At 70.3% G+C, this 17787-nt stretch carries 18 protein-coding genes and 1 riboswitch; of the genes, 6 read left to right on the top strand and 12 right to left on the bottom strand.

From position 1 onward, the window contains the following. Window positions 1–4: 4 nt before the first annotated feature. The 3 genes from RF646_RS02420 to RF646_RS02410 form a co-directional block, all read right to left on the bottom strand. Window positions 5–346: a hypothetical protein gene (locus RF646_RS02420; RefSeq protein ID WP_368835097.1), complete on the bottom strand. Its 342-nt coding sequence runs from the start codon at window positions 344–346 to the stop codon at window positions 5–7. A 71-nt stretch (window positions 347–417) separates the two neighbouring features. Next, a complete protein-coding gene (locus tag RF646_RS02415; protein WP_368835096.1) occupies window positions 418–783 on the bottom strand; it encodes a sterol carrier family protein in 366 nt (121 codons plus the stop codon). A 48-nt stretch (window positions 784–831) separates the two neighbouring features. Further along, the gene (locus RF646_RS02410) at window positions 832–1833 is read right to left on the bottom strand and encodes an asparaginase (protein WP_368835095.1); all 1002 of its coding nucleotides are present in this window, start codon (window positions 1831–1833) and stop codon (window positions 832–834) included. 71 nt (window positions 1834–1904) lie between these two features. Here RF646_RS02410 and purD point away from each other — a divergent pair, with 71 nt between their 5' ends. Both purD and RF646_RS02400 read left to right on the top strand, forming a co-directional pair. Next, on the top strand, window positions 1905–3272 hold the full coding sequence (gene purD, locus RF646_RS02405; RefSeq protein ID WP_368835094.1) for a phosphoribosylamine--glycine ligase: 1368 nt from the start codon (window positions 1905–1907) through the stop codon (window positions 3270–3272). Continuing rightward, window positions 3269–4240, top strand: a complete 972-nt coding sequence (locus RF646_RS02400) for a phosphoribosylaminoimidazolesuccinocarboxamide synthase (RefSeq protein WP_085106185.1) — start codon at window positions 3269–3271, stop codon at window positions 4238–4240. The genes purD and RF646_RS02400 overlap by 4 nt, the downstream gene beginning before the upstream one ends. Before the next feature lie 96 nt (window positions 4241–4336). Here RF646_RS02400 and RF646_RS02395 read toward each other — a convergent pair whose 3' ends face one another. Genes RF646_RS02395 through RF646_RS02385 form a run of 3 tightly spaced genes read right to left on the bottom strand, consistent with a single transcriptional unit; the run spans window position 4337 to window position 6047 of the window. Continuing rightward, window positions 4337–4675 carry an MGMT family protein gene (locus RF646_RS02395; RefSeq protein WP_260849355.1) on the bottom strand — a complete coding sequence of 113 codons (339 nt, stop codon included), beginning with the start codon at window positions 4673–4675 and terminating at the stop codon, window positions 4337–4339. Beyond that, the gene (locus tag RF646_RS02390) at window positions 4672–5802 is read right to left on the bottom strand and encodes a sensor histidine kinase (protein WP_144931717.1); all 1131 of its coding nucleotides are present in this window, start codon (window positions 5800–5802) and stop codon (window positions 4672–4674) included. The genes RF646_RS02395 and RF646_RS02390 overlap by 4 nt, the downstream gene beginning before the upstream one ends. Before the next feature lie 50 nt (window positions 5803–5852). After that, entirely contained in the window at window positions 5853–6047 is a 195-nt protein-coding gene (locus RF646_RS02385) for a hypothetical protein (protein ID WP_064846363.1), read from the bottom strand. Between the two features lie 46 nt (window positions 6048–6093). On the opposite strand from RF646_RS02385, the gene RF646_RS02380 reads away from it, so the two are divergent. After that, entirely contained in the window at window positions 6094–6816 is a 723-nt protein-coding gene (locus RF646_RS02380; protein ID WP_368835093.1) for a response regulator, read from the top strand. Between the two features lie 586 nt (window positions 6817–7402). Here RF646_RS02380 and RF646_RS02375 read toward each other — a convergent pair. Both RF646_RS02375 and RF646_RS02370 read right to left on the bottom strand, forming a co-directional pair. Beyond that, window positions 7403–8125, bottom strand: coding sequence for a FadR/GntR family transcriptional regulator (locus tag RF646_RS02375; RefSeq protein ID WP_035964141.1), 723 nt, complete (start codon window positions 8123–8125; stop codon window positions 7403–7405). 174 nt (window positions 8126–8299) lie between these two features. After that, window positions 8300–9970, bottom strand: coding sequence for an L-lactate permease (locus tag RF646_RS02370; RefSeq protein WP_368835092.1), 1671 nt, complete (start codon window positions 9968–9970; stop codon window positions 8300–8302). Between the two features lie 308 nt (window positions 9971–10278). Here RF646_RS02370 and RF646_RS02365 point away from each other — a divergent pair, with 308 nt between their 5' ends. From RF646_RS02365 to RF646_RS02355, 3 genes are read left to right on the top strand one after another with little or no spacing between them, the layout of a single operon-like run. Continuing rightward, complete coding sequence (locus tag RF646_RS02365) at window positions 10279–11121, top strand: (Fe-S)-binding protein (RefSeq protein ID WP_144931716.1); 843 nt, start codon at window positions 10279–10281, stop codon at window positions 11119–11121. Beyond that, on the top strand, window positions 11118–13106 hold the full coding sequence (locus tag RF646_RS02360) for a LutB/LldF family L-lactate oxidation iron-sulfur protein (RefSeq protein WP_144997299.1): 1989 nt from the start codon (window positions 11118–11120) through the stop codon (window positions 13104–13106). The genes RF646_RS02365 and RF646_RS02360 overlap by 4 nt, the downstream gene beginning before the upstream one ends. Continuing rightward, window positions 13103–13747, top strand: a complete 645-nt coding sequence (locus tag RF646_RS02355) for a lactate utilization protein C (RefSeq protein ID WP_144931711.1) — start codon at window positions 13103–13105, stop codon at window positions 13745–13747. The genes RF646_RS02360 and RF646_RS02355 overlap by 4 nt, the downstream gene beginning before the upstream one ends. Before the next feature lie 233 nt (window positions 13748–13980). Here RF646_RS02355 and moeB read toward each other — a convergent pair whose 3' ends face one another. From moeB to thiO, 4 genes are all read right to left on the bottom strand, one after another. Then, on the bottom strand, window positions 13981–15171 hold the full coding sequence (moeB, locus tag RF646_RS02350; protein ID WP_144997301.1) for a molybdopterin-synthase adenylyltransferase MoeB: 1191 nt from the start codon (window positions 15169–15171) through the stop codon (window positions 13981–13983). Then, on the bottom strand, window positions 15168–16109 hold the full coding sequence (locus RF646_RS02345; RefSeq protein WP_052160824.1) for a thiazole synthase: 942 nt from the start codon (window positions 16107–16109) through the stop codon (window positions 15168–15170). Before RF646_RS02345 ends, moeB begins: the two co-directional genes overlap by 4 nt. Window positions 16110–16111: 2 nt before the next feature. After that, entirely contained in the window at window positions 16112–16378 is a 267-nt protein-coding gene (thiS, locus tag RF646_RS02340; protein ID WP_144931707.1) for a sulfur carrier protein ThiS, read from the bottom strand. After that, window positions 16375–17661, bottom strand: a complete 1287-nt coding sequence (gene thiO / locus RF646_RS02335; RefSeq protein WP_368835091.1) for a glycine oxidase ThiO — start codon at window positions 17659–17661, stop codon at window positions 16375–16377. Before thiO ends, thiS begins: the two co-directional genes overlap by 4 nt. Next, window positions 17651–17775, bottom strand: a riboswitch (TPP riboswitch). Its footprint overlaps the gene before it by 11 nt. Between the last annotated feature and the right edge of the window lie 12 nt (window positions 17776–17787).

Below are 17787 nucleotides of genomic sequence, written 5' to 3'. Positions count from 1 at the left end.
TGTCTCATGTGCCGGGGCGCTCGTCCGCCCCGTGAAGATCCTGGACCTCCGCGCTCACGTGCCGGGAGCGTTTGAGGGAGATCCGGTCCAGGACGAGTGCCACCACGGCACCCACGGTCGCACCCACGATCAGGAACGTTATGAGGAAGAACCCGATGATGGCCCCGCGGGTGTAGGCGAGCGATCCGGGGCCCAGCGCCCCCACGAGCAGTCCCGCGATGGCCCCGACGGCCGCGCCCGTGATGAGGAACGCGACCATGTTGGGGGCGCGGCGCACCGTCATCCGTTCGGTGGCGGAACCGGGCTGCGGGGCGGGCGCGGGCGTCTCGGGATCGGCGGCACTCATGGTTTCCAGGTTATCGCGCATCCGGGCGTGCGCGGGCCACGCGATGTCGTCGGTGGGGCGTGGGTGCTGCCTCAGCTGAACAGCGGGAGCCACGCGCTGAGGTCGGTGCGCGTCCCGGACGCCGCGACGCTGCCCTCGCGGACGCTGTCGGTCCACCGTGCGCGTCCGGTCGCGAGCGCGAGCCACGTGGTGGCGTCGGTCTCCACCACGTTGGGTGGGGTGCCGCGCGTGTGGCGCGGACCGGGGACGCACTGGGTCACGCCGAAGGGCGGCACGCGCACCTCCACGGAATTGCCCTCCGCGCGACTCGCGAGTTCCTCGAGGCAGTAGCGCACCGCGGTGGCCGTGGTGCGGCGGTCGGCCTCGTCAGGGGATTGGCGCCAGCGCGCGAGCGCGAGGCTGCCGTCCGCCGGATCGACCTTGCGTCGGATTGTCATGGCCCACCTCTGGGATCGTGGATCTCGGATTGAGGATCGGGGGGGCGGTCAGCCCAGGAGTTCCCGCAGCGGCTCGGCGAGCTCGATGGCACCCACGGGCCGCCCGGCCCCGGTGATCGGGTGCGTGACGCGTTCGAGGACGCGATCGGCGTCGGCCCGGGAAACAGCACCCGCGTGCGCGAGCAGCGTGAGGCCCACGAGTGAGTTGGCGCGCGAGGAACCGTCCAGCATCTTGATGGCCACGGACCACCCGGAACGGGTGCCCAGCCCCAGCACGCCCTCCGCGCCGAGCTTGGTGATCACGTCCAGCTCCTCCATGATCACGGTGTTCGAACGCCCCGGGCCCTGGACGTACTCGGGGTAGTCGAGCATGGACGTGGCCACGGTCGCGGCGCGGGCGTCAGCCTGGACGTTGCGTGCGGCGCGCCCCAGCGTGGAGTACATGCGGGCGAGGCCGGTGAGGGTGATCGCCGTGAGCGGTGCACCGCAGCCGTCCACGCCCACGTGCTGGGCGCGCTCGCCGGAGAACTCCTCGATGGTCTCGATCACGAGCTGCTGCAGCGGGTGCTCGGGATTCAGGTAGGAGTCGATGGGCCACCCGTTGGTCACGCACGCGAGCAGGAACGCCGCGTGCTTGCCTGAACAGTTCATGCACATGCGGTTGCGGCCGCGTTCGGTGCGGATCAACCACGCGCGCGTGTCCTCGTCCTGGGGCCAGTCCGGCGGGCACTGCAGCGCCTCGGGGCCCAGCTCGGCCGCCTTGAGGATCGAGTTGACCGCGTCCAGGTGGTCGAACGTGGCGGTGTGCGACGCCGCCGCGATCGCCACCTGCTCGCCGCGCAGCGGGGCCCCGGCCTTCATCGCGGCGATCGCCTGGAACGGCTTGAGGGTCGAGCGCGGGAAGATCGCCTCGTCCGGAGCGCCCACGGAGAACGCCACGGATCCGTCAGGTGCCAGCACCACGGCGGATCCGCTGTGCCGGGACTCCACGAAGCCGCTGCGTTGCACCACGGCGAGTTCCACGGCCTGGTCCGAGCTGAAGGTCTGCATACCTTCCAGTATGGCAGCGTGGCCCGCGCAATCGTTGCCCGGGCGGGGGCTGTGGCCGATACGCTGAGCGCGTGAAGGTTTTGGTGGTGGGCCCAGGGGGCCGCGAACACGCGATGATCACGTCCCTGCTACGGGACCCGCACGTCAGCGAGGTGCACAGCGCACCCGGTAACCAGGGGATCGCCCAGGACGTCCCGGTACATCCCCTCAACGCGCAGGACCCGGAGGCCGTGGTCGCGCTGGCTCGGGAGTTGGACGCGGACCTCGTGGTCGTGGGACCGGAGGCACCGCTCGTCGCCGGTGTCGCGGACGCCCTCACCCGTGCGGGCATCCCCGTGTTCGGTCCGTCCGCACAGGCCGCGCGGATCGAGGGCTCCAAGGCGTTCGCCAAGGAGATCATGGCGGCGGCGGGTGTCCCCACCGCGCGATCGGTGGCCACGACGGATCTCGCGGACGTGCGGGCGGCCTTCGAACGTTTCGGTGCGCCCTACGTGGTTAAGGACGACGGGTTGGCCGCGGGCAAGGGTGTGGTGGTCACGCCGGACCGGGACCGTGCCGAGGCCCACGCGCGCGAATGCCTGGACGCGGGCGGTGCCGTGGTCGTCGAGGAGTTCCTGGACGGCCCGGAAGTGTCCCTGTTCGTGCTCAGCGACGGCGAGAACGTGGTCCCACTGCAACCCGCCCAGGACTTCAAGCGCGTCCGCGACGGTGACCAGGGCCCCAACACGGGTGGCATGGGCGCCTACACGCCGCTCGAGTGGCTGCCCGAGGGGTTCACGGACGAGGTTGTGCGCCGCGTGGCCCGCCCCGTGATCGACGAACTGCGACGCCGCGGCACCCCCTTCGTGGGGGTGCTCTACTGCGGTCTCGCCGTGACCGAGCGCGGCATCCAGGTCATCGAGTTCAACGCGCGCTTCGGCGATCCCGAGACCCAGTCCGTCCTGGCGGTGCTCGAAACCCCGCTGGGCGAACTGCTGCGCGACGCCGCGCAGGGCCGGTTGTCCGAGCGCGAGGAGCTCCAGTGGGCCTCCGGCGCGTCCGTGACCATCGTGCTCGCGGCCCACAACTACCCGGGCGCCCCGCGCAAGGGGGACGTGATCACGGGGCTGGCCGAGGCTGCCCAGGACCCGGACACGTGGGTCATCCATGCCGGCACAGATCGCAACGCCGCCGGGGAGATCGTCTCGGCGGGCGGGCGTGTGCTCGCCGTCGTCTCCCGCGGGGCGGACCTGCGGGAAGCGCGCGAGCGTGGCTATCGTGGGATGGAGCGCATCACCCTTCCCGGATCGCACTACCGCACCGACATCGCACTGGCCGCGTCCGAGGGACGGATCACGGCCCCCGGGGGCCAACCGGGTCCCGGCACCACGGACGCCCCGGGCGGGACGCCGGGTCGCACCGGGGCGCCCACCGCGACCACAGCAGAGGAGCAGGCATGAGCGAGCACGGCACACCCCTCGAGATCCCGGGCTGGAAGCACGTCTACTCCGGCAAGGTTCGGGAACTCTACGTCCCGGACGAGTCCCGCCTCAGCGCCACGGGTGTGGCGATCCACGACGACGCCGAGTACCGGGCCGGTGCCGTGCTCGTGGTCGCGAGCGACCGGATCTCCGCGTTCGACCAGGTGCTGCCCACCACCATCCCGGACAAGGGCGTCATCCTCACCCAGTTGTCCCTGTGGTGGTTCCAGCAGTTGGACGGAATCGCGAACCACATCCTGACCACGGACGTTCACGAGTCCGTGCGCGGTCGCGCGGTCGTGTGCAAGAACCTGTCCATGTTTCCCGTGGAGAACATCGTGCGCGGGTATCTCACCGGCTCCGGGCTCAAGGACTACCGCGCCACCGGGTCGGTGTGCGGGATCGAGCTGCCGGAGGGCCTCGAGGACGGCGACCGGCTGGAGCAGCCCATCTTCACCCCCACGGGCAAGGCCGAACTGGGGGAGCACGACGAGCCCATCACATATCAGGAAATGGCGAACGTGGTGGGCAATTCCGTGGCGGACCGGTTGCGGGAGCTGTCCCTGAAGATCTACTCGAGCGCCGAGCGGATCGCCCGGGAGCGGGGGATCATCGTGGCGGACACCAAGGTGGAGTTCGGCCTGGACTCCTACCGCGGGGCCATCACCCTGGGGGACGAGGTGCTCACCCCGGACTCCTCACGGTTCTGGGACCTGGAGACCTACAAGCCGGGCCGCCCGCAACCGTCCTTCGACAAACAGTACGTGCGGGACTGGTTGCGCTCGGACGCCTCCGGATGGGACGGCCAGGGCCCCGTGCCCGAGCTGCCCGAGGAGGTCGTGGCCAAGACACGCGAGCGCTACGTGGAGGCGTACGAGCGGCTCACCGGTCGGGTGTTTGACGCCCGCGGCCCGTTCTTCGAGGTCGCCGGCCCGCCCGAGTACTGATCCGGCCGAGTACGGATCCTGCCCGGCGCTAGGTCGGCGGCAGCGCGGGTCCTACTTCGTCGAGACTGATGCCTCGGCGCGCTCACGCGCCGGTGCTCACCGGCCGTCCCAGCGCCCGGTGCGCATATCCACGCGGACCCAATGGGCGTCGGTCTCGCGCAGGGGCGTGCCCTCGCGTTCGTAGTGTTCCCGCGCAGTGATCTGCAGGTGGTCGGGCAGCGTGCCGTCCGCGCGCACCACACGCCACCACGGGACGTCCGTCCCGGCCAGGCCCATGGCCATGATCCGCGCCGCGAGCCGCGGGGTGCTCAACCACGCGAGTTCCGCCACGTCCCCGTAGCTGAGCACCGCGCCCGGTGGGATCGTGACGACGACGCCGCGCACGGCCTCGACCGCGTCCGTCCCGGTCCTCGGGGCGTCCGGGGTGTCACTCACGCGACCGGGATCCGCACGTCCAGGTGCCACACGGCATTGCGCGGACCGTACTCCACCTGACCGTTGAGCAGGGCGACCCGTTCCTGGATGCCGCGCAGCCCGAACGCGGAGGTCAGTTCCCTGCGCCCGGAGTCGGTGCCGGCACCCCGGCGGATCTGGTTCTCGGCGTGGACGTGCACGGCGCCGTCCCGGACGAACACCCGCAGGGCGCACCGGGAACCCGTGGGCGCGTACTTGATCATGTTGGTCGAGGCCTCCTGCAGCACCCGGGCCGCGGTGCCGCGGATGGACGTGGGGATCTCGTCCAGGCCGTCACCCAGTTCGAGCTCCGGCACGAGTGCGGCGCGTTCGAGGCTCGCCGCGAGTGCCCGGGCCACGCCGTACAGGGACCCCGTGGTGAGCCCGGAACTGCTGTCCCGCTCGTCCGGGGCGCCGGGGGAGTCCCGCAGGATGTGCAGCAGCGTGCGCAGCTCATGCAGCCCGGAGCGGGCGGCGGAGTCCATCATGTCGATCGTGCGGTGCAGTTCCCCGGGGTCCTGCTGCCGGTGGGACCCCGCAGCCTGCATGGTCACGAGGGTCAGTTCGTGCGCGACCACGTCGTGCAGGTCCCGGGCCAGGGCGAGCCGTTCCTGCTCCCGCAGCCGCTGGTGGGTGACCTCCAGAACCGCGAGGCGGCGGGTGTTGAGCCGGTACTGGGTCACGAAGAACCGCACGGCCGCACCGATCAGCGCGGACACACCCAGGGGGATGCCCACGGTCCACACGAAATCGGAATTGCGCAGCACCCCCGCAGACACGACTATCCACGTGGCGGTGACCGCGAGGTGGGCCAGCGCGGTCCCGCGGGAGAGCATCGCGAGCACCGCGACCATCACGACGCACCCGCACAACAGGGCCAGGGCGTAGTCGTGCAAGACCGTGGCCAACACGTACGACAGCGTGATGGCCACGGCGCTCGCGAGGGGCGACCATGCGAGCAGCGCCACGGCCCCGTAGCTCAGGACCAGGAAACTGCTCGAGAGCACGGCGGGTGCCGGGGGCATGAACGACCACGGCATGGACCGCAGGTCGTCGAGCAGTGCCACCGCGGCGAAGAGCACCACGACGACGCGCAGCCAGCTCGGCATACCGCCGGATCGAGGGGCGGGGTCCACCCCGATAGCAGTACCCCCCGGGATCACCGGTTGGGGCAGAGAACGGGCCAGTAGTGGCAGATCACGTTCGTGGGGCCGCGCGGGACCGTGGGGGACGCGGCGTGCGCCGGCGCCGCGCTGAGGATGAGGGCTCCGCTTAGCAGGGCCGCGGTGGCGGTGCGCACCCAGCGTGTGCGGGTCGAAGTGGTGGTGGTCACGGGGGACGAGTGCTCAGTCATGCGCTCAGTTTATGATCAGGCCATGGATTTGTGCAGGCTTCTCTTGGTGGACGATCATCCGCTCATGCGTGACGCCCTCGCGAACCTGTTCCGCGCGGAACCGGGTTTCGAGGTCGCGGGGGAGGCCTCGGACGGCGCGGAGGCCGTGGCCACGTGCCTGGAACTGCGCCCTGACGTGGTGCTCATGGACATCCGTATGCCGGGGATGGACGGGATCGAGGCCACCGGGGAGATCGTGCAGCGCTGCCCGGAGACCAAGGTGCTCGCGCTGACCACGTTCTCGACCCTCGAGTACGTGGTCCCCGCTCTGCGCGCGGGAGCCTCCGGGTACCTCGTCAAGGACGCCCGGCACGACGAGATCGTCTCCGCCGTGAGCCTGATCCGCGAGGACGAACTCGCGCTGTCCCCGTCCGTGGCCAGCTCGCTGGCCAACAACGTGCTGGGGGACGTCCCGGTGCCCTCCGTGCGCCGCGGTCACCTGCGCGCGGCGGCGGCCGACGCCGTCGAACCCGCACCCCGGGGACCCCACCCGGACGCGCCCAAGCTCTCGCCGCGCGAACTCGAAACGCTCGAGTGGATCGCCAAGGGGCTCAACAACAATGAGATCGCCGAGCGCATGTCCGTCTCGCACGGCAGTGTGAAAGCCTACGTGTCCCATCTGTGCGAGAAACTCGCGGTGCGGGATCGGGTCCAGGTGCTGATCTCGGGCATCCAGTGGGGCCTCGTGTCTCCCGAGCTGGACGACGAGCGGTACCCCCGCCTGACCTGATTCCCAGGTTACCTTCAGGTTCACGCTCGAAGACTGGCCGAATGGCCATGGTGGCGCGGGTCCCCGGTACGGCACAGTTAGTGGTGGACATCGGAAGAGATGTCCACCGCTCCACGGGGGTCGAGCGAGTGTACGGCGTGCGGCCCCGAGTAGGAGCGGACCGCTGAACTCGCGGCGGGGGTCCTCGTTCCCCCTTGTGACAGAGCTCCGCGAGGCCTGGATCACCTCGCGTGCAGTTCCGAGGTCCTCCGTCGCGTCAGCGGGCCAGGGCGGATGCAAGCCTGACCCCGGCGCCTCCCGGCCAGGAGGCGCCGGGGTTTTTCCCTTCTCAGGGGAGTGCCGGGGAGTTTCCGACGTGCGGGTCAACGGCGCCCCTTCATCGATCCGACGCTGACGCCCGGGTCGGTCGTGGCCGGTCTCGGGACCGTTCGCTGCCGGGCCGTTCAGTCCTGTTCGGCTCGGTTTCTACCCGGCTCAGTCCCGTTCAGTTCAGTCCTGTTCGGCTCGGTTTCTACCCGGCTCAGTCCCGTTCAGTTCAGTCCTGCCGGGCCCGGCCCTGTTCGGCGCGGTCGTGGTTGGCTCGGTGCTAGTCGGCCGTGCCGGTCGCATCCGGCACGAAGCCGTAGAACCACATGATGTGCTCGCGCAGCAGGCGCGCGGTCAGGGCGCCGTCGCGTTCGGTGGTCGCGCGCAGGATTGCGCGGTGCTGTTGCTGCAGGTGCGCGCGGATCTCCGGCCAGCCCGTGACCTTCGCGACCGTCTCCTGGACGTACCCGATCGTGGCCTCGCGCAGGGACGCCATGATCGTCTCGAGCACCACATTCCCGCTCAGGGATGCGAGGCGCACGTGGAACTGCGCGTCCAGCGCGTGGAACTCGGCGTCGCTCACCTCGGGGTCGTCCATGCGGTCGAGCAGTTCGCCGGCCTGCGCAAGGATCTCGTCCCGGTGCGGATCGGTCGACGACGCCGCCTCAAGACTCGCGTGGCTCTCCAGCAGCACGCGTGTGCCCACCACGTCCGCGACCGGCAAGGAACGGGTGGCAATGTGCATCCGCAGGGCCCAGCCGAGCGCCGCGGAGGGGTCCGAGATAACGGAGGCCCCGGACTGCGGGCCCGAGCCCGTGGCCGTCCGTACGAGCCCCATGGCCGCGAGGATCCGCACGGCCTCCCGTACCGACGCCCGGGAGATGCCGAAGTCCTCGGCGAGCGCGCGTTCGGCGGGGAGCTTGTCGCCCACGTGCAGCCCGCCCGTGCGCAACTGGTGTTCGAGCCAGTCCAGCACGAGGGTGTAGGCGGGGGTGGTGCTCATTGATTCCTCTCGGGGCGGGTCCGTGGTCCGTTGCGGCGAGGTGCCGCCGGACCGGGCTCCTCACTGTGTCCACAGGGTTGCGGGTGCCATGGCGTGCTGAGCCCCATGGTGCTCGGCGTCCCCGGGGTGCCCGCAGCTCCGCGGCGCCCGGACGGTCTGGTATCTCAGGAGTGCTCAGGCGGCGGGCAGCATCCATGCGAGCACGTTGGACTGCAGGAACACCAGGCAGCACAGCACCAGCAGCATGCCCAGGGACCACGGGACCACGGAGCGGAAGATCTGAGACTCCTTGCCCTGCATGCCCACCGCTGAGGACGCGATGGCCAGTGACTGCGGCGAGATCATCTTGCCCACCACACCGCCGGACGTGTTCGCGGCGGTCATCAGGTACGGATCCAGCCCAGACCCCAGGGCCGCGGTCTTCTGCAGGTTGGCGAACAGTGCGTTGGCGGACGTGTCCGAACCGGTGACCGCGGTGCCCACCCAGCCCAGCACGGGGGAGAAGAACGCGAACGCCGCGCCAAGACCGGCCACGAACGTGCCGATCGCCAGGGTCTGGCCGGAGAAGTTCATCACGTAGGCCAGTGCCAGCACGGACATGATGGTCAGGGCGGAGAAACGCATCTTCCAGAAGCTGCGTCCGATTTCGGCAAGGGCATCCGCGATCGAGAGTCGGAACATCCCGTGGTGGTTGAACAGGGCGTAGATCACGGCCACCAGCAGGCCGGTGATGAGCAGCAGCGTGCCGGGGCTGGAGAGCCACTGGAAAGAGTAGACCGTGCCCGAAATGGCTTCGCCCTTGGCATTGAGCAGGTGCCCGTTCAGGCCGGGCCACGGGATCTTGACGTCCGTGGACGCCAGCGCCTTGGGCACATTGACCCCGGCGGTCCAGAGCTTGGCGACGCCGAAGACGGCCACCACCAGCAGGTAGGGCAGCACTGCCATCCACACGCGCCCGGCCGTGAGCACCGCAGCATCCTCCGGGCGGGAGACGCCCAGGTCCGCGCGCACGGCCTCGGCGCCCTTGGGACGCCAGAAGCGCATGAGGATCACCACACCGGCGAGCCCGGCGAGGGACGCCACCACGTCGGTGAGCTCGTACGAGAAGTGCGTGGCGCACCACCACTGGGCGATCGCGAAGCTGCCGCCCACCACGAGGGCGGCGGGCCAGGCCTGCTTGAGACCGCGGGCGCCGTCGACGATCAGCAGCAGGAAGAAGGGGACCACGAACGCGAAGAACGGGGCCTGGTGACCCACCACGGCACCGATGTGGGCCGGGTCGAGGTCCGTGAGCGTGCCCGCGGTGGTGATGGGGATCGCGATCGCGCCGAAGGCCACGGGGGCGGTGTTGGCGATCAACACCAGCGTGGCCGTCTTGAGAGGCTTGAGCCCAAGGGCCAGGATCATCGTGGCGGTGATCGCCACGGGTGCGCCGAAGCCTGCGAGAGCCTCGAGCAGACCGCCGAAGCAGAACGCGATGAGCATGGCCTGGATGCGCAGGTCACCGCCCCCGATGGTGTCGAAGATGGTGCGCAGGTCCTCGAAACGCCCGGAGAGCACGGTCACCTGGTAGAACCACAGGGCCATGACCACGATCCACACGATCGGGAACAGTCCGTAGACGGCGCCCTGGGTGGCGGTCAGTGCGGCGAGGTGCGCTGGCATGCCGAAGCCCAGGGTGGCCACCAGCAGGGCCACGGCGAGGGACATGAGACCCGCCACGTAGGCGCTGGCCTTGAAGGCCAGCAGCATCACGAAGAAGGTCAGCAGGGGCAGGCAGCCGACTAGGGCGGACAGCCCGACGCTGCCTCCCACGGCGTCGGTGGCGGCGGTAAAGGTATTCACGCGTTCTCCAAGGGGTGGGGCCGGATCGGAACCGTGGTTCCCGGATCGAGAGTGTGGTCTCGGCGGGGCGGTGTGCGCCACGTCCGGGCAAGTCGTACGATGAGTGGTCAGACCACATTGGTCCTACCGCACAGCGTACATGATGCAGGTCACATGGTGAACACCTCGCGCCCCGCCGCGGAGAGCCCGCGCACGGCCTTTCATGCCTGTCCCATGCCACGCCGTACGTTGTTGTGACCGGGCTCACGGGCGTAGCCTGGTATGGCCACAGAGTATGGACCGGGGCAGACGGTTAGGAGACCACACACATGAAAATCGCGCTCTTCGCCACATGCATTGTGGATGCCATGTATCCCAAGGTGGCGCTGGCCACCGTGCGGATCCTCGAGCGGCTGGGACACGAGGTCGTGTTTCCCCAGGGGCAGGGCTGCTGTTCCCAGATGCACGTCAACAGCGGGTACTTCCAGGACGCTGTGCCGGTGATCCGCAACCACGTGCGCGCGTTCACCAGCGTGGACTACGACGTCGCCGTGGCCCCCTCCGGCTCCTGTGTGGCCTCCCTGGGGCACCAGCAGCCGATGGTTGCGCGCCAGTGCGGCGAGGACGCCCTGGCCGAGGATGCCGCCATGGTGGCCAAGAACACCTACGAGCTCTCCGAGCTGCTCGTGGACGTGCTGGGCGTGACGGACGCCGCCGAGCAGCTCGGCTCCTGGTTCCCGCACCCGGTGACCTACCACCCCTCGTGCCACGGCATGCGTCTGCTGGGACTCGGGGATCGCCAGAAGGACCTCGTGCGTTCCGTAGCGGACATCGAGTTCCATGAGCTACCCGACGCCGAGGAGTGCTGCGGCTTCGGCGGCACGTTCTCCTTCAAGAATCCGGACGTCTCCGGTGCCATGGCGGACGCCAAGCTCAACAACATCCGCAGCTCGGGCGCCTCGCTGTGCACCGGCGGGGATGCCTCGTGCCTGCTGCACCTGGGCGGAGCCGCATCCAAGCGGAACGTGGACGTCCAGACCGTCCACTTCGCGGAAATCCTCGCCTCCACCCGGGCCAACCCGCTGCAGGTAGAGGGCCCCGTTGAACTGTCCATCCCCCAACCCGGCCGTCGCGCGGCGAGCCCGGCCACCACTGCAGGAGCAACTCGATGAGCGTCACGTCCCTCGGCATGCCCGCCGTGCGTCCCGTGCACGGGCAGGGCAACCTGCACGCGCAGGTCGCCTTCCCCAAGGCCGCCAAGAAAGAGCTGCAGAACAAGCAGATGCGCGCCAACATCCGGCACGCCACCCACACCATCCGCGCCAAGCGCGCCGGCGTGGTGGGGGAAGTCCCGGACTGGAGCGAGCTGCGCGACGCCGGCTCCGCCATCAAGGAGACCGTGATGGCGGAGCTGCCCGAGCTGCTCGAGCTGTTCGAGGCGAACGTGACGGCGCGCGGCGGCGTCGTCCACTGGGCCCGGGACGCGGACGAGGCGAACGCCATCGTGACCCGCCTGGTCCAGGAGCAGGACACCACGGACGTGATCAAGGTGAAGTCCATGGCCACCCAGGAGATCGGGCTGGACGAGCACCTCTCCGAGCACGGGATCACCGCCACGGAGACGGACCTCGCCGAGCTCATCGTGCAGCTGGGGCGGGACAAGCCCTCCCACATCCTGGTGCCCGCGATCCACAAGAACCGCGAGGAGATCCGCGAGATCTTCAGCCGCGAGATGCCCGGCGTCACCGAGGAGCTCACGAGCGAGCCCCGAGTGCTCGCGGAGGCAGCGCGGCAGCACCTGCGGGAGAAGTTCCTCACCTCCAAGGTGGCCATCAGCGGCGCGAACTTCGGCATCGCGGACACTGGCACCCTGTCCGTGGTGGAGTCCGAGGGCAACGGGCGCATGTGCCTGACCCTGCCCGAGACCCTGATCACCGTGATGGGCATCGAGAAACTATTGCCCACCTACCAGGACCTCGAGGTGTTCTTCCAGCTCTTGCCGCGCTCCTCCACTGGCGAACGCATGAACCCGTACACCTCCCTGTGGACCGGCGTGACGCCCGGGGACGGCCCCAAGAACTTCCACGTGGTGCTCCTGGACAACGGGCGCTCCGCGGTGCTCGCGGACCCGCAGGGTCGCTCCGCACTGCACTGCATCCGGTGTTCCGCGTGCCTGAACGTGTGCCCCGTGTACGAGCACGCGGGCGGGCACTCCTACGGCTCCACCTACCCCGGTCCCATCGGGGCGATCCTCTCGCCGCAGCTCACGGGCATCACGTCCGAGAAGAATGCCTCCCTGCCGTACGCGTCCTCCCTGTGCGGGGCGTGCTACCAGGTGTGTCCCGTGAAGATCAACATCCCCGAGATCCTCGTGCATCTGCGGGACGAGGACATCCGCACCCAGCACGGGCAACGCGCGGACCACGCCCACCCTGCACCGGTCTCCAAGGACCCGGCGGTGGGCGGGGACGACAACTGGCGCGAGGAGAAGTCCCTGACCGCGGACGAGGGCCGGGGTGGGCAGGACACTGCCCCCCAGAAGGGCACCCTCCAGGAGCTCGGTTCTCGGGCGCGTCGCGCAGGACGCCGCATCCGAGGAGCCGTGCCTTCCCGCGGTGTGCCCACGCAGATGGACGCCATGATGAAGGGCGCTTCCTTCGTGATGTCCTCTGGTCAGCGGATGTCCTTGGCGGAGCGCGGGCTACCCATGGGCCGTGTCATCGCCGGCCGCGACCGCGCCATCGGTTGGCTGCCCGGCATGGTGGGCGGCTGGACCGCCGAGCGCGACATCCCCGAGCCCCCCAAGGAGTCCTTCCGCAACTGGTGGAAGAAGCACGAGGGGGAGACCGGGGAACGACTCGAGCGCGACGGCGTCACTGCGGCGTCGGGAACCGCGCGCACCGGTGCGGGGCCCGCGGAGGACCACCCGGCGTCGTCCGTCGAGGTGGCACCCACCCAGGGCCCGCACGGCGAGTCCAAGGCAGCCCGGACCGAGGAGACCGCGGCCGGCACCGGCCAGGACGCCGCCACCCCGGGTGCCGGCGCGGATGCCGTGGCCGGGGCGTACAGTGCTGCCACGGGCGACCCCCACGAGGACAACATCGCACCCCGCAACGGCCACGCAGGCCGCGGGAACCAGGACGGAGAGCCGGCATGAGCGCCGACGCCAAGACCGAAATCCTCGAGCGGCTCAACGGTGCGCTCGCGGACCACCCGCGGGCACCCCACGTGCCCCGCGACTACCGGCACACCTCGGACCTCGGGCGGGACGAGATCATCGACATGCTCGAGGACCGGTTGCTGGATTACAAGGCCAACGTCTACAGGGAGACCGCGCAGACCGTGGCGCAGCGCGTTGCCACCCAGCTCGGGACCTCCGCGCGCTACGTGATCCCCGAGGGCCTCGACACCGCGTGGTTGCCTGAGGAGACCGCCGCGCGCCGGGCCATCGTGGACCCCAATGACGGTCGCAAGGCCTCCGCGCTGACCGTGCGGGACCTCAACCAGGTGGATGCCGTGGTGACCTCCTCCACGGTCTCGTGCGCGCAGACGGGCACCATCTTCCTGTCCGGGCGCCCGGACGAGGGTCGGCGCGCCATCACCCTGGTGCCGGACCACCACATCTGCATCGTGCCGCTGGAGTCCGTGGTGGAGCTCATCCCGGAGGCCATGGCCCGTGTGGAGCCCACTGCGCCCACCACCATGATCTCGGGGCCCTCGGCCACCTCGGACATCGAGCTCGAACGCGTGGAGGGTGTCCACGGTCCGCGCACGCTGGACGTGATCCTGCTGGGTTGAGGCCGCGCGGTCCTGTCCCGCATACTTGCGAGAAAGGTCCCCGTCGCCCGCGTTACCGCGGTGACGGGGACCTTCGCGTTCACACGTTGCTCACCAGCAGTGATCGCTCACGAGGAGCTGCCGCGCGCTACAAGCGATCAGTCAGTCCGACGGCTATTCACCACGAACCGCTGGACCTCATGGTGACACACACGCGGAAACCGCTCCTTGAGGAGGAGCTGTGATCGAACGGGTCAGTAGCGCGGCAGCGCCGGGTCCACCCGGTCGATCCACGCGAGCACCCCGCCGTCCAGGTGCTTCACGGTGTCCTCCCGCAGGGCGTAGTCCCTGCGCAGTGCCGCGAGGGCCTGGGCGGAACGGGCACCGGCCTTGCAGTGCAGGATCACGGTGCCCTCCGCCTCATCCGGAAGAGCCGTGACACCCCGGTCCAGGACGTCCTGCAGCGGCACGTGCACGGATCCGGGGATGGCCACGAGTTTGCGCTCCCAGTCCTCGCGCACGTCCACGAGCGTGAAGGACGTCTCCCCGAGGGACCGGGCGGTCAGTAGCTCGGCCAGCTCCGGGGCGGTGACGGTCTCGTGGGGGGCGGGAGCGGCGTCGTCGTCGGAGGGCAGACCGCACGCGAGCGCCACCCGTGAGAGATCCGTGACGGGCGGGCGGTGCGGGTCCGGCAGGACCGTGAGCTCGCGCCACGTCTGGGCCAGGGCGTCGTGGATGAGGACCCTGCCGAGCAGGGGACGGCCGATGCCCGTGATGAGTTTGAGCGCCTCGGTGACCATGACCGAGCCGATCGTGGCCGGGAGCATGCCCAGCACACCGCCCTCGGCGCACGAGGGGACCTGGCCCGGCGCGGGCGCTTCCGGGAACAGGTCGCGGTACACGGGGCCGTGACCGGACCAGAACACGGAGACCTGGCCGTCGAAACGCAGGATGGAGCCCCACACCACGGGGATGCCGGTGAGTTCGGCGGCGTCCGAGACCAGGAAGCGTGTGCCGAAGTTGTCCGCGCCGTCCATGATCAGGTCGTAGCCGGAGAAGATCTCCAGGGCGTTGTCGGTGCTCAGCCGCTCGGGATGGCGGTGCACGGTGACCAGGGGGTTGAGCCGGGCCACGGCATCCGCGGCGGAATCGACCTTGGGCCGGCCGATGTCGGCCATCCCATGGACCACCTGGCGTTGCAGGTTGGACACGGATACGACGTCGTCGTCGACCACGCCGATGGTCCCCACCCCGGCGGCCGCGAGGTACTGCAGCGCGGGAGCGCCGAGCCCGCCCGCGCCGATCACCAGGACGCGTGCGTTCTTGAGCCGACGCTGCCCCTCCTCGCCCAGTTGCGGCAACGTGAGGTGGCGTGAATAGCGTTCGAGTTCCTCGCGACTCAGATCGGAGGCGGGGGCCACGAGGGGTGGTAGTGGGGTGCTCATGAAACCTGCGATTCCAGCTGTGGGGTGGTGGATGAAGGCGCGGGCCAGTCCCCGCGGGGCGCGTCGGCGGTGTCGATGCGCCCCGCCATGGGCGAGGACGCCACGGCGTGCGTGCGCCGCGCGATCCGCCCCGCGCCGCGGGCCAGGTGCCCCGCGAGCACGGCGTGCTTCATGGCACTCGCCATGGCCACGGGATCCTGCGCGCGGGTCACGGCGGACGCGAGCAGGACGGCGTCGCACCCGAGTTCCATGGCCAGGGCCGCCTCGGACGCCGTGCCGATCCCGGCATCCAGCACCACGGGCACGGACGCGCGGGACGCGATGAGTTCGATGTTGTGCGGGTTGAGGATCCCCAGACCCGTGCCGATGGGAGCACCGAGGGGCATCACGGCCACGGCCCCGGCGTCCTCGAGTCGCAGCGCGAGCACGGGGTCGTCGGACGTGTACGCGAAGACCTTGAAACCGCGCCGAGCGAGTTTCTCGGTCGCGTCCAGCAGCTCCACACCGTCCGGGAGCAGGGTGTCCTCGTCCGCGATGATTTCGAGCTTGACCCAGTCCGTCTCCAGCGCCTCGCGCCCCAGTTCAGCGGTCAGCAGGGCGTCCCGCGCGGTGTAGCACCCCGCGGTGTTGGGCAGCACCCGGATGTCGTTGCGGCGCAGCAGCCCGTACAGGCTGTCCTGCGGTGTCCCGGTCGACGACGCCGCTGCGCCACCTCCCGCGCGACCGCTCGCCCGGTTCGCCGTGCCGGATGCTTGCGCGCCCGCTGGCGAGGCGGGGCCGGGCGCGAAGCGGCGCAGGGCCACCGTGGTCAGTTCCGTCCCGGAGGCCAGCAGGGCCCGTTCGAGCATTGCGAAATCGGTGAGGCCCCCGGTACCCATGATCAGCCGGGACGAGAGCTCCACCCCGGCCACGGTCAGGGGGGTTCCGTGCGTGGTCATGTTCAGCCTCCCTGCACCGCGGTGACGATCTCGACGGATTGACCCGCTTCCACGGGGGTCGTGGCCCACAGGGAGCGGGGGATTACGGCGTCGTCCACCGCCACGGCGATCCCCAGGGGATGACCGTCCGCGGCGGTGCCCTCGGGTGTGATCTCGCGGCCCGTGAGGTCGACGACGGCGCTCGCGACCGTCAACCCCGGGGTCACCGTCACGGGGGAGCCGTTCACGACGGCCGTGGAGGAATTGTCTGTGGGCTCGGGCGCGATCATTCGAGTCCTCCATGCATCTGGGGATAGCTCTCGGGTGTGGTGAACGGGGCCTCGGGGGCGGGGTTCGAGTGCCGGGCCGGGTCGGTGTCGGCGAGGAACGCGGCGTCGGACTCGTGGTCCGCGAGCGGGTCCAGGACGCCGGTCACGAGCTCCGCCGCGAGCCGGGACGCCACGGGGGTCAGCAGAATGCCGTGACGGAAGTGACCCGTGCTGATCACGAGCCCGGCCACCGAGGTCTTCCCCACGTACGGCAGGTCGTCGGAGGTTCCCGGGCGGGCGCGGGCCATCATCTCCAGGACGTCGCAGTCGTCGATCGCGGGGACCACGGTGCGCGCGTCCCGCAGCAGTTGGTGCACGCCACCGGCGAGCACGGATTCGCGCCCGTCCTCACGGCTCGTGGCGCCCAGCACCAGGGTGCGGTCCTCGCGGGGGACCATGTACACGGGCCGACCCAGGACCTGGGCGCGCACCGTGCGCGTGAGCAAATGCGATTCCCCGGGGGCCAGGGCGGTCTCGGGAACCCGCAACCGCAGGATGTCCCCGAACACCGGGCGCAATCGGAGGTCGAGTCCCTCGGGCAGCCCGCCCATGGTGTTGGCGGTCAGCCCGGTGGCCACGACCACGGCGTCCGCGGGGATCACCTCACCGGAGTCCACCTGCACGCCCGTGGCCTGCCGGGGTTCCCTGCGGGACGTCAGCACGGTGTCCACGCGGGAGGTCAGCCACTGCGCCGGTCCGGCGTCGGGGACGTCCCCGATGGTGGTCAGGTGCGGGCAGTTCAGGGTCTCCACCAGGGCGGCCGCGAGCATCCGGGGGTCCACCTGGCGGTCGGAGACGATGCGCACCGCGCCGCTCAACCGCGGTGCGAGGGCCGGTTCCAGGTGCCGGGCCTCGCGCGTGGAGATCTCCTGCACGTCCATCCCGGAGGCGATCTGGTGGGAGGCGAGGTCGGAGAGGGACCGGGCGTCCGCGGCGTCGGCGGCCACCACGAGCGTCTCCTCGGTGCGGTAACCCGTGGGCAGGCCCGTGGCCGCGGTGACGCGCTCCACGAAATCCGGGTACTCCGCGGCGGAGGCGCGCATGAGGGGGTAGAGGCGCTCCTGGCCGTACTGGGTCTCGGCGATCGGTGCGAGCATGCCCGCGGCCGCGCGGGTGGCGCCCCACGCCGGGCGGGGATCGACGACGGTCACGGCGGCCCCGCGGCGTCGTAGTTCGAAGGCCGTGGCCAGGCCCACGAGACCAGCTCCGGCCACGACCACGTGGTCACCGAGGTGCTCGGGCATTGTTCCTCCCTCCGGCGGCATGATCCGCATCAGGTGATCCGGTCGGCGGCTCACGCCCTCTCAGCCCGCTGCGGTGGTTGTTGCCAACGTGTGCGGACTCCCGTGGAGTTCGTCGAACGGCGACGA

The sequence above is a fragment of the Kocuria sp. CPCC 205261 genome (genome assembly GCF_040981025.1).
In the GTDB taxonomy this organism is placed as follows: domain Bacteria; phylum Actinomycetota; class Actinomycetes; order Actinomycetales; family Micrococcaceae; genus Kocuria; species Kocuria marina.
Note: the sequence above shows the minus strand (reverse complement) of the source record. Positions and strands in the feature narration are given on the sequence as shown.

Bases quoted from the DNA above. Each gene is read 5' to 3' on its own strand.
- RF646_RS02355 (WP_144931711.1), top strand. From the start codon at position 13,103: ATGAGCGCCGACGCCAAGACCGAAATCCTCGAGCGGCTCAACGGTGCG.
- RF646_RS02345 (WP_052160824.1), bottom strand. From the start codon at position 16,109: ATGACCACGCACGGAACCCCCCTGACCGTGGCCGGGGTGGAGCTCTCG.
- RF646_RS02375 (WP_035964141.1), bottom strand. From the start codon at position 8,125: ATGAGCACCACCCCCGCCTACACCCTCGTGCTGGACTGGCTCGAACAC.
- RF646_RS02400 (WP_085106185.1), top strand. From the start codon at position 3,269: ATGAGCGAGCACGGCACACCCCTCGAGATCCCGGGCTGGAAGCACGTC.
- RF646_RS02415 (WP_368835096.1), bottom strand. From the start codon at position 783: ATGACAATCCGACGCAAGGTCGATCCGGCGGACGGCAGCCTCGCGCTC.
- moeB (WP_144997301.1), bottom strand. From the start codon at position 15,171: ATGAGCACCCCACTACCACCCCTCGTGGCCCCCGCCTCCGATCTGAGT.
- RF646_RS02360 (WP_144997299.1), top strand. From the start codon at position 11,118: ATGAGCGTCACGTCCCTCGGCATGCCCGCCGTGCGTCCCGTGCACGGG.
- RF646_RS02385 (WP_064846363.1), bottom strand. From the start codon at position 6,047: ATGACTGAGCACTCGTCCCCCGTGACCACCACCACTTCGACCCGCACA.
- RF646_RS02410 (WP_368835095.1), bottom strand. From the start codon at position 1,833: ATGCAGACCTTCAGCTCGGACCAGGCCGTGGAACTCGCCGTGGTGCAA.
- RF646_RS02390 (WP_144931717.1), bottom strand. From the start codon at position 5,802: ATGCCGAGCTGGCTGCGCGTCGTCGTGGTGCTCTTCGCCGCGGTGGCA.
- RF646_RS02420 (WP_368835097.1), bottom strand. From the start codon at position 346: ATGAGTGCCGCCGATCCCGAGACGCCCGCGCCCGCCCCGCAGCCCGGT.
- thiS (WP_144931707.1), bottom strand. From the start codon at position 16,378: ATGATCGCGCCCGAGCCCACAGACAATTCCTCCACGGCCGTCGTGAAC.
- thiO (WP_368835091.1), bottom strand. From the start codon at position 17,661: ATGCCCGAGCACCTCGGTGACCACGTGGTCGTGGCCGGAGCTGGTCTC.
- RF646_RS02365 (WP_144931716.1), top strand. From the start codon at position 10,279: ATGAAAATCGCGCTCTTCGCCACATGCATTGTGGATGCCATGTATCCC.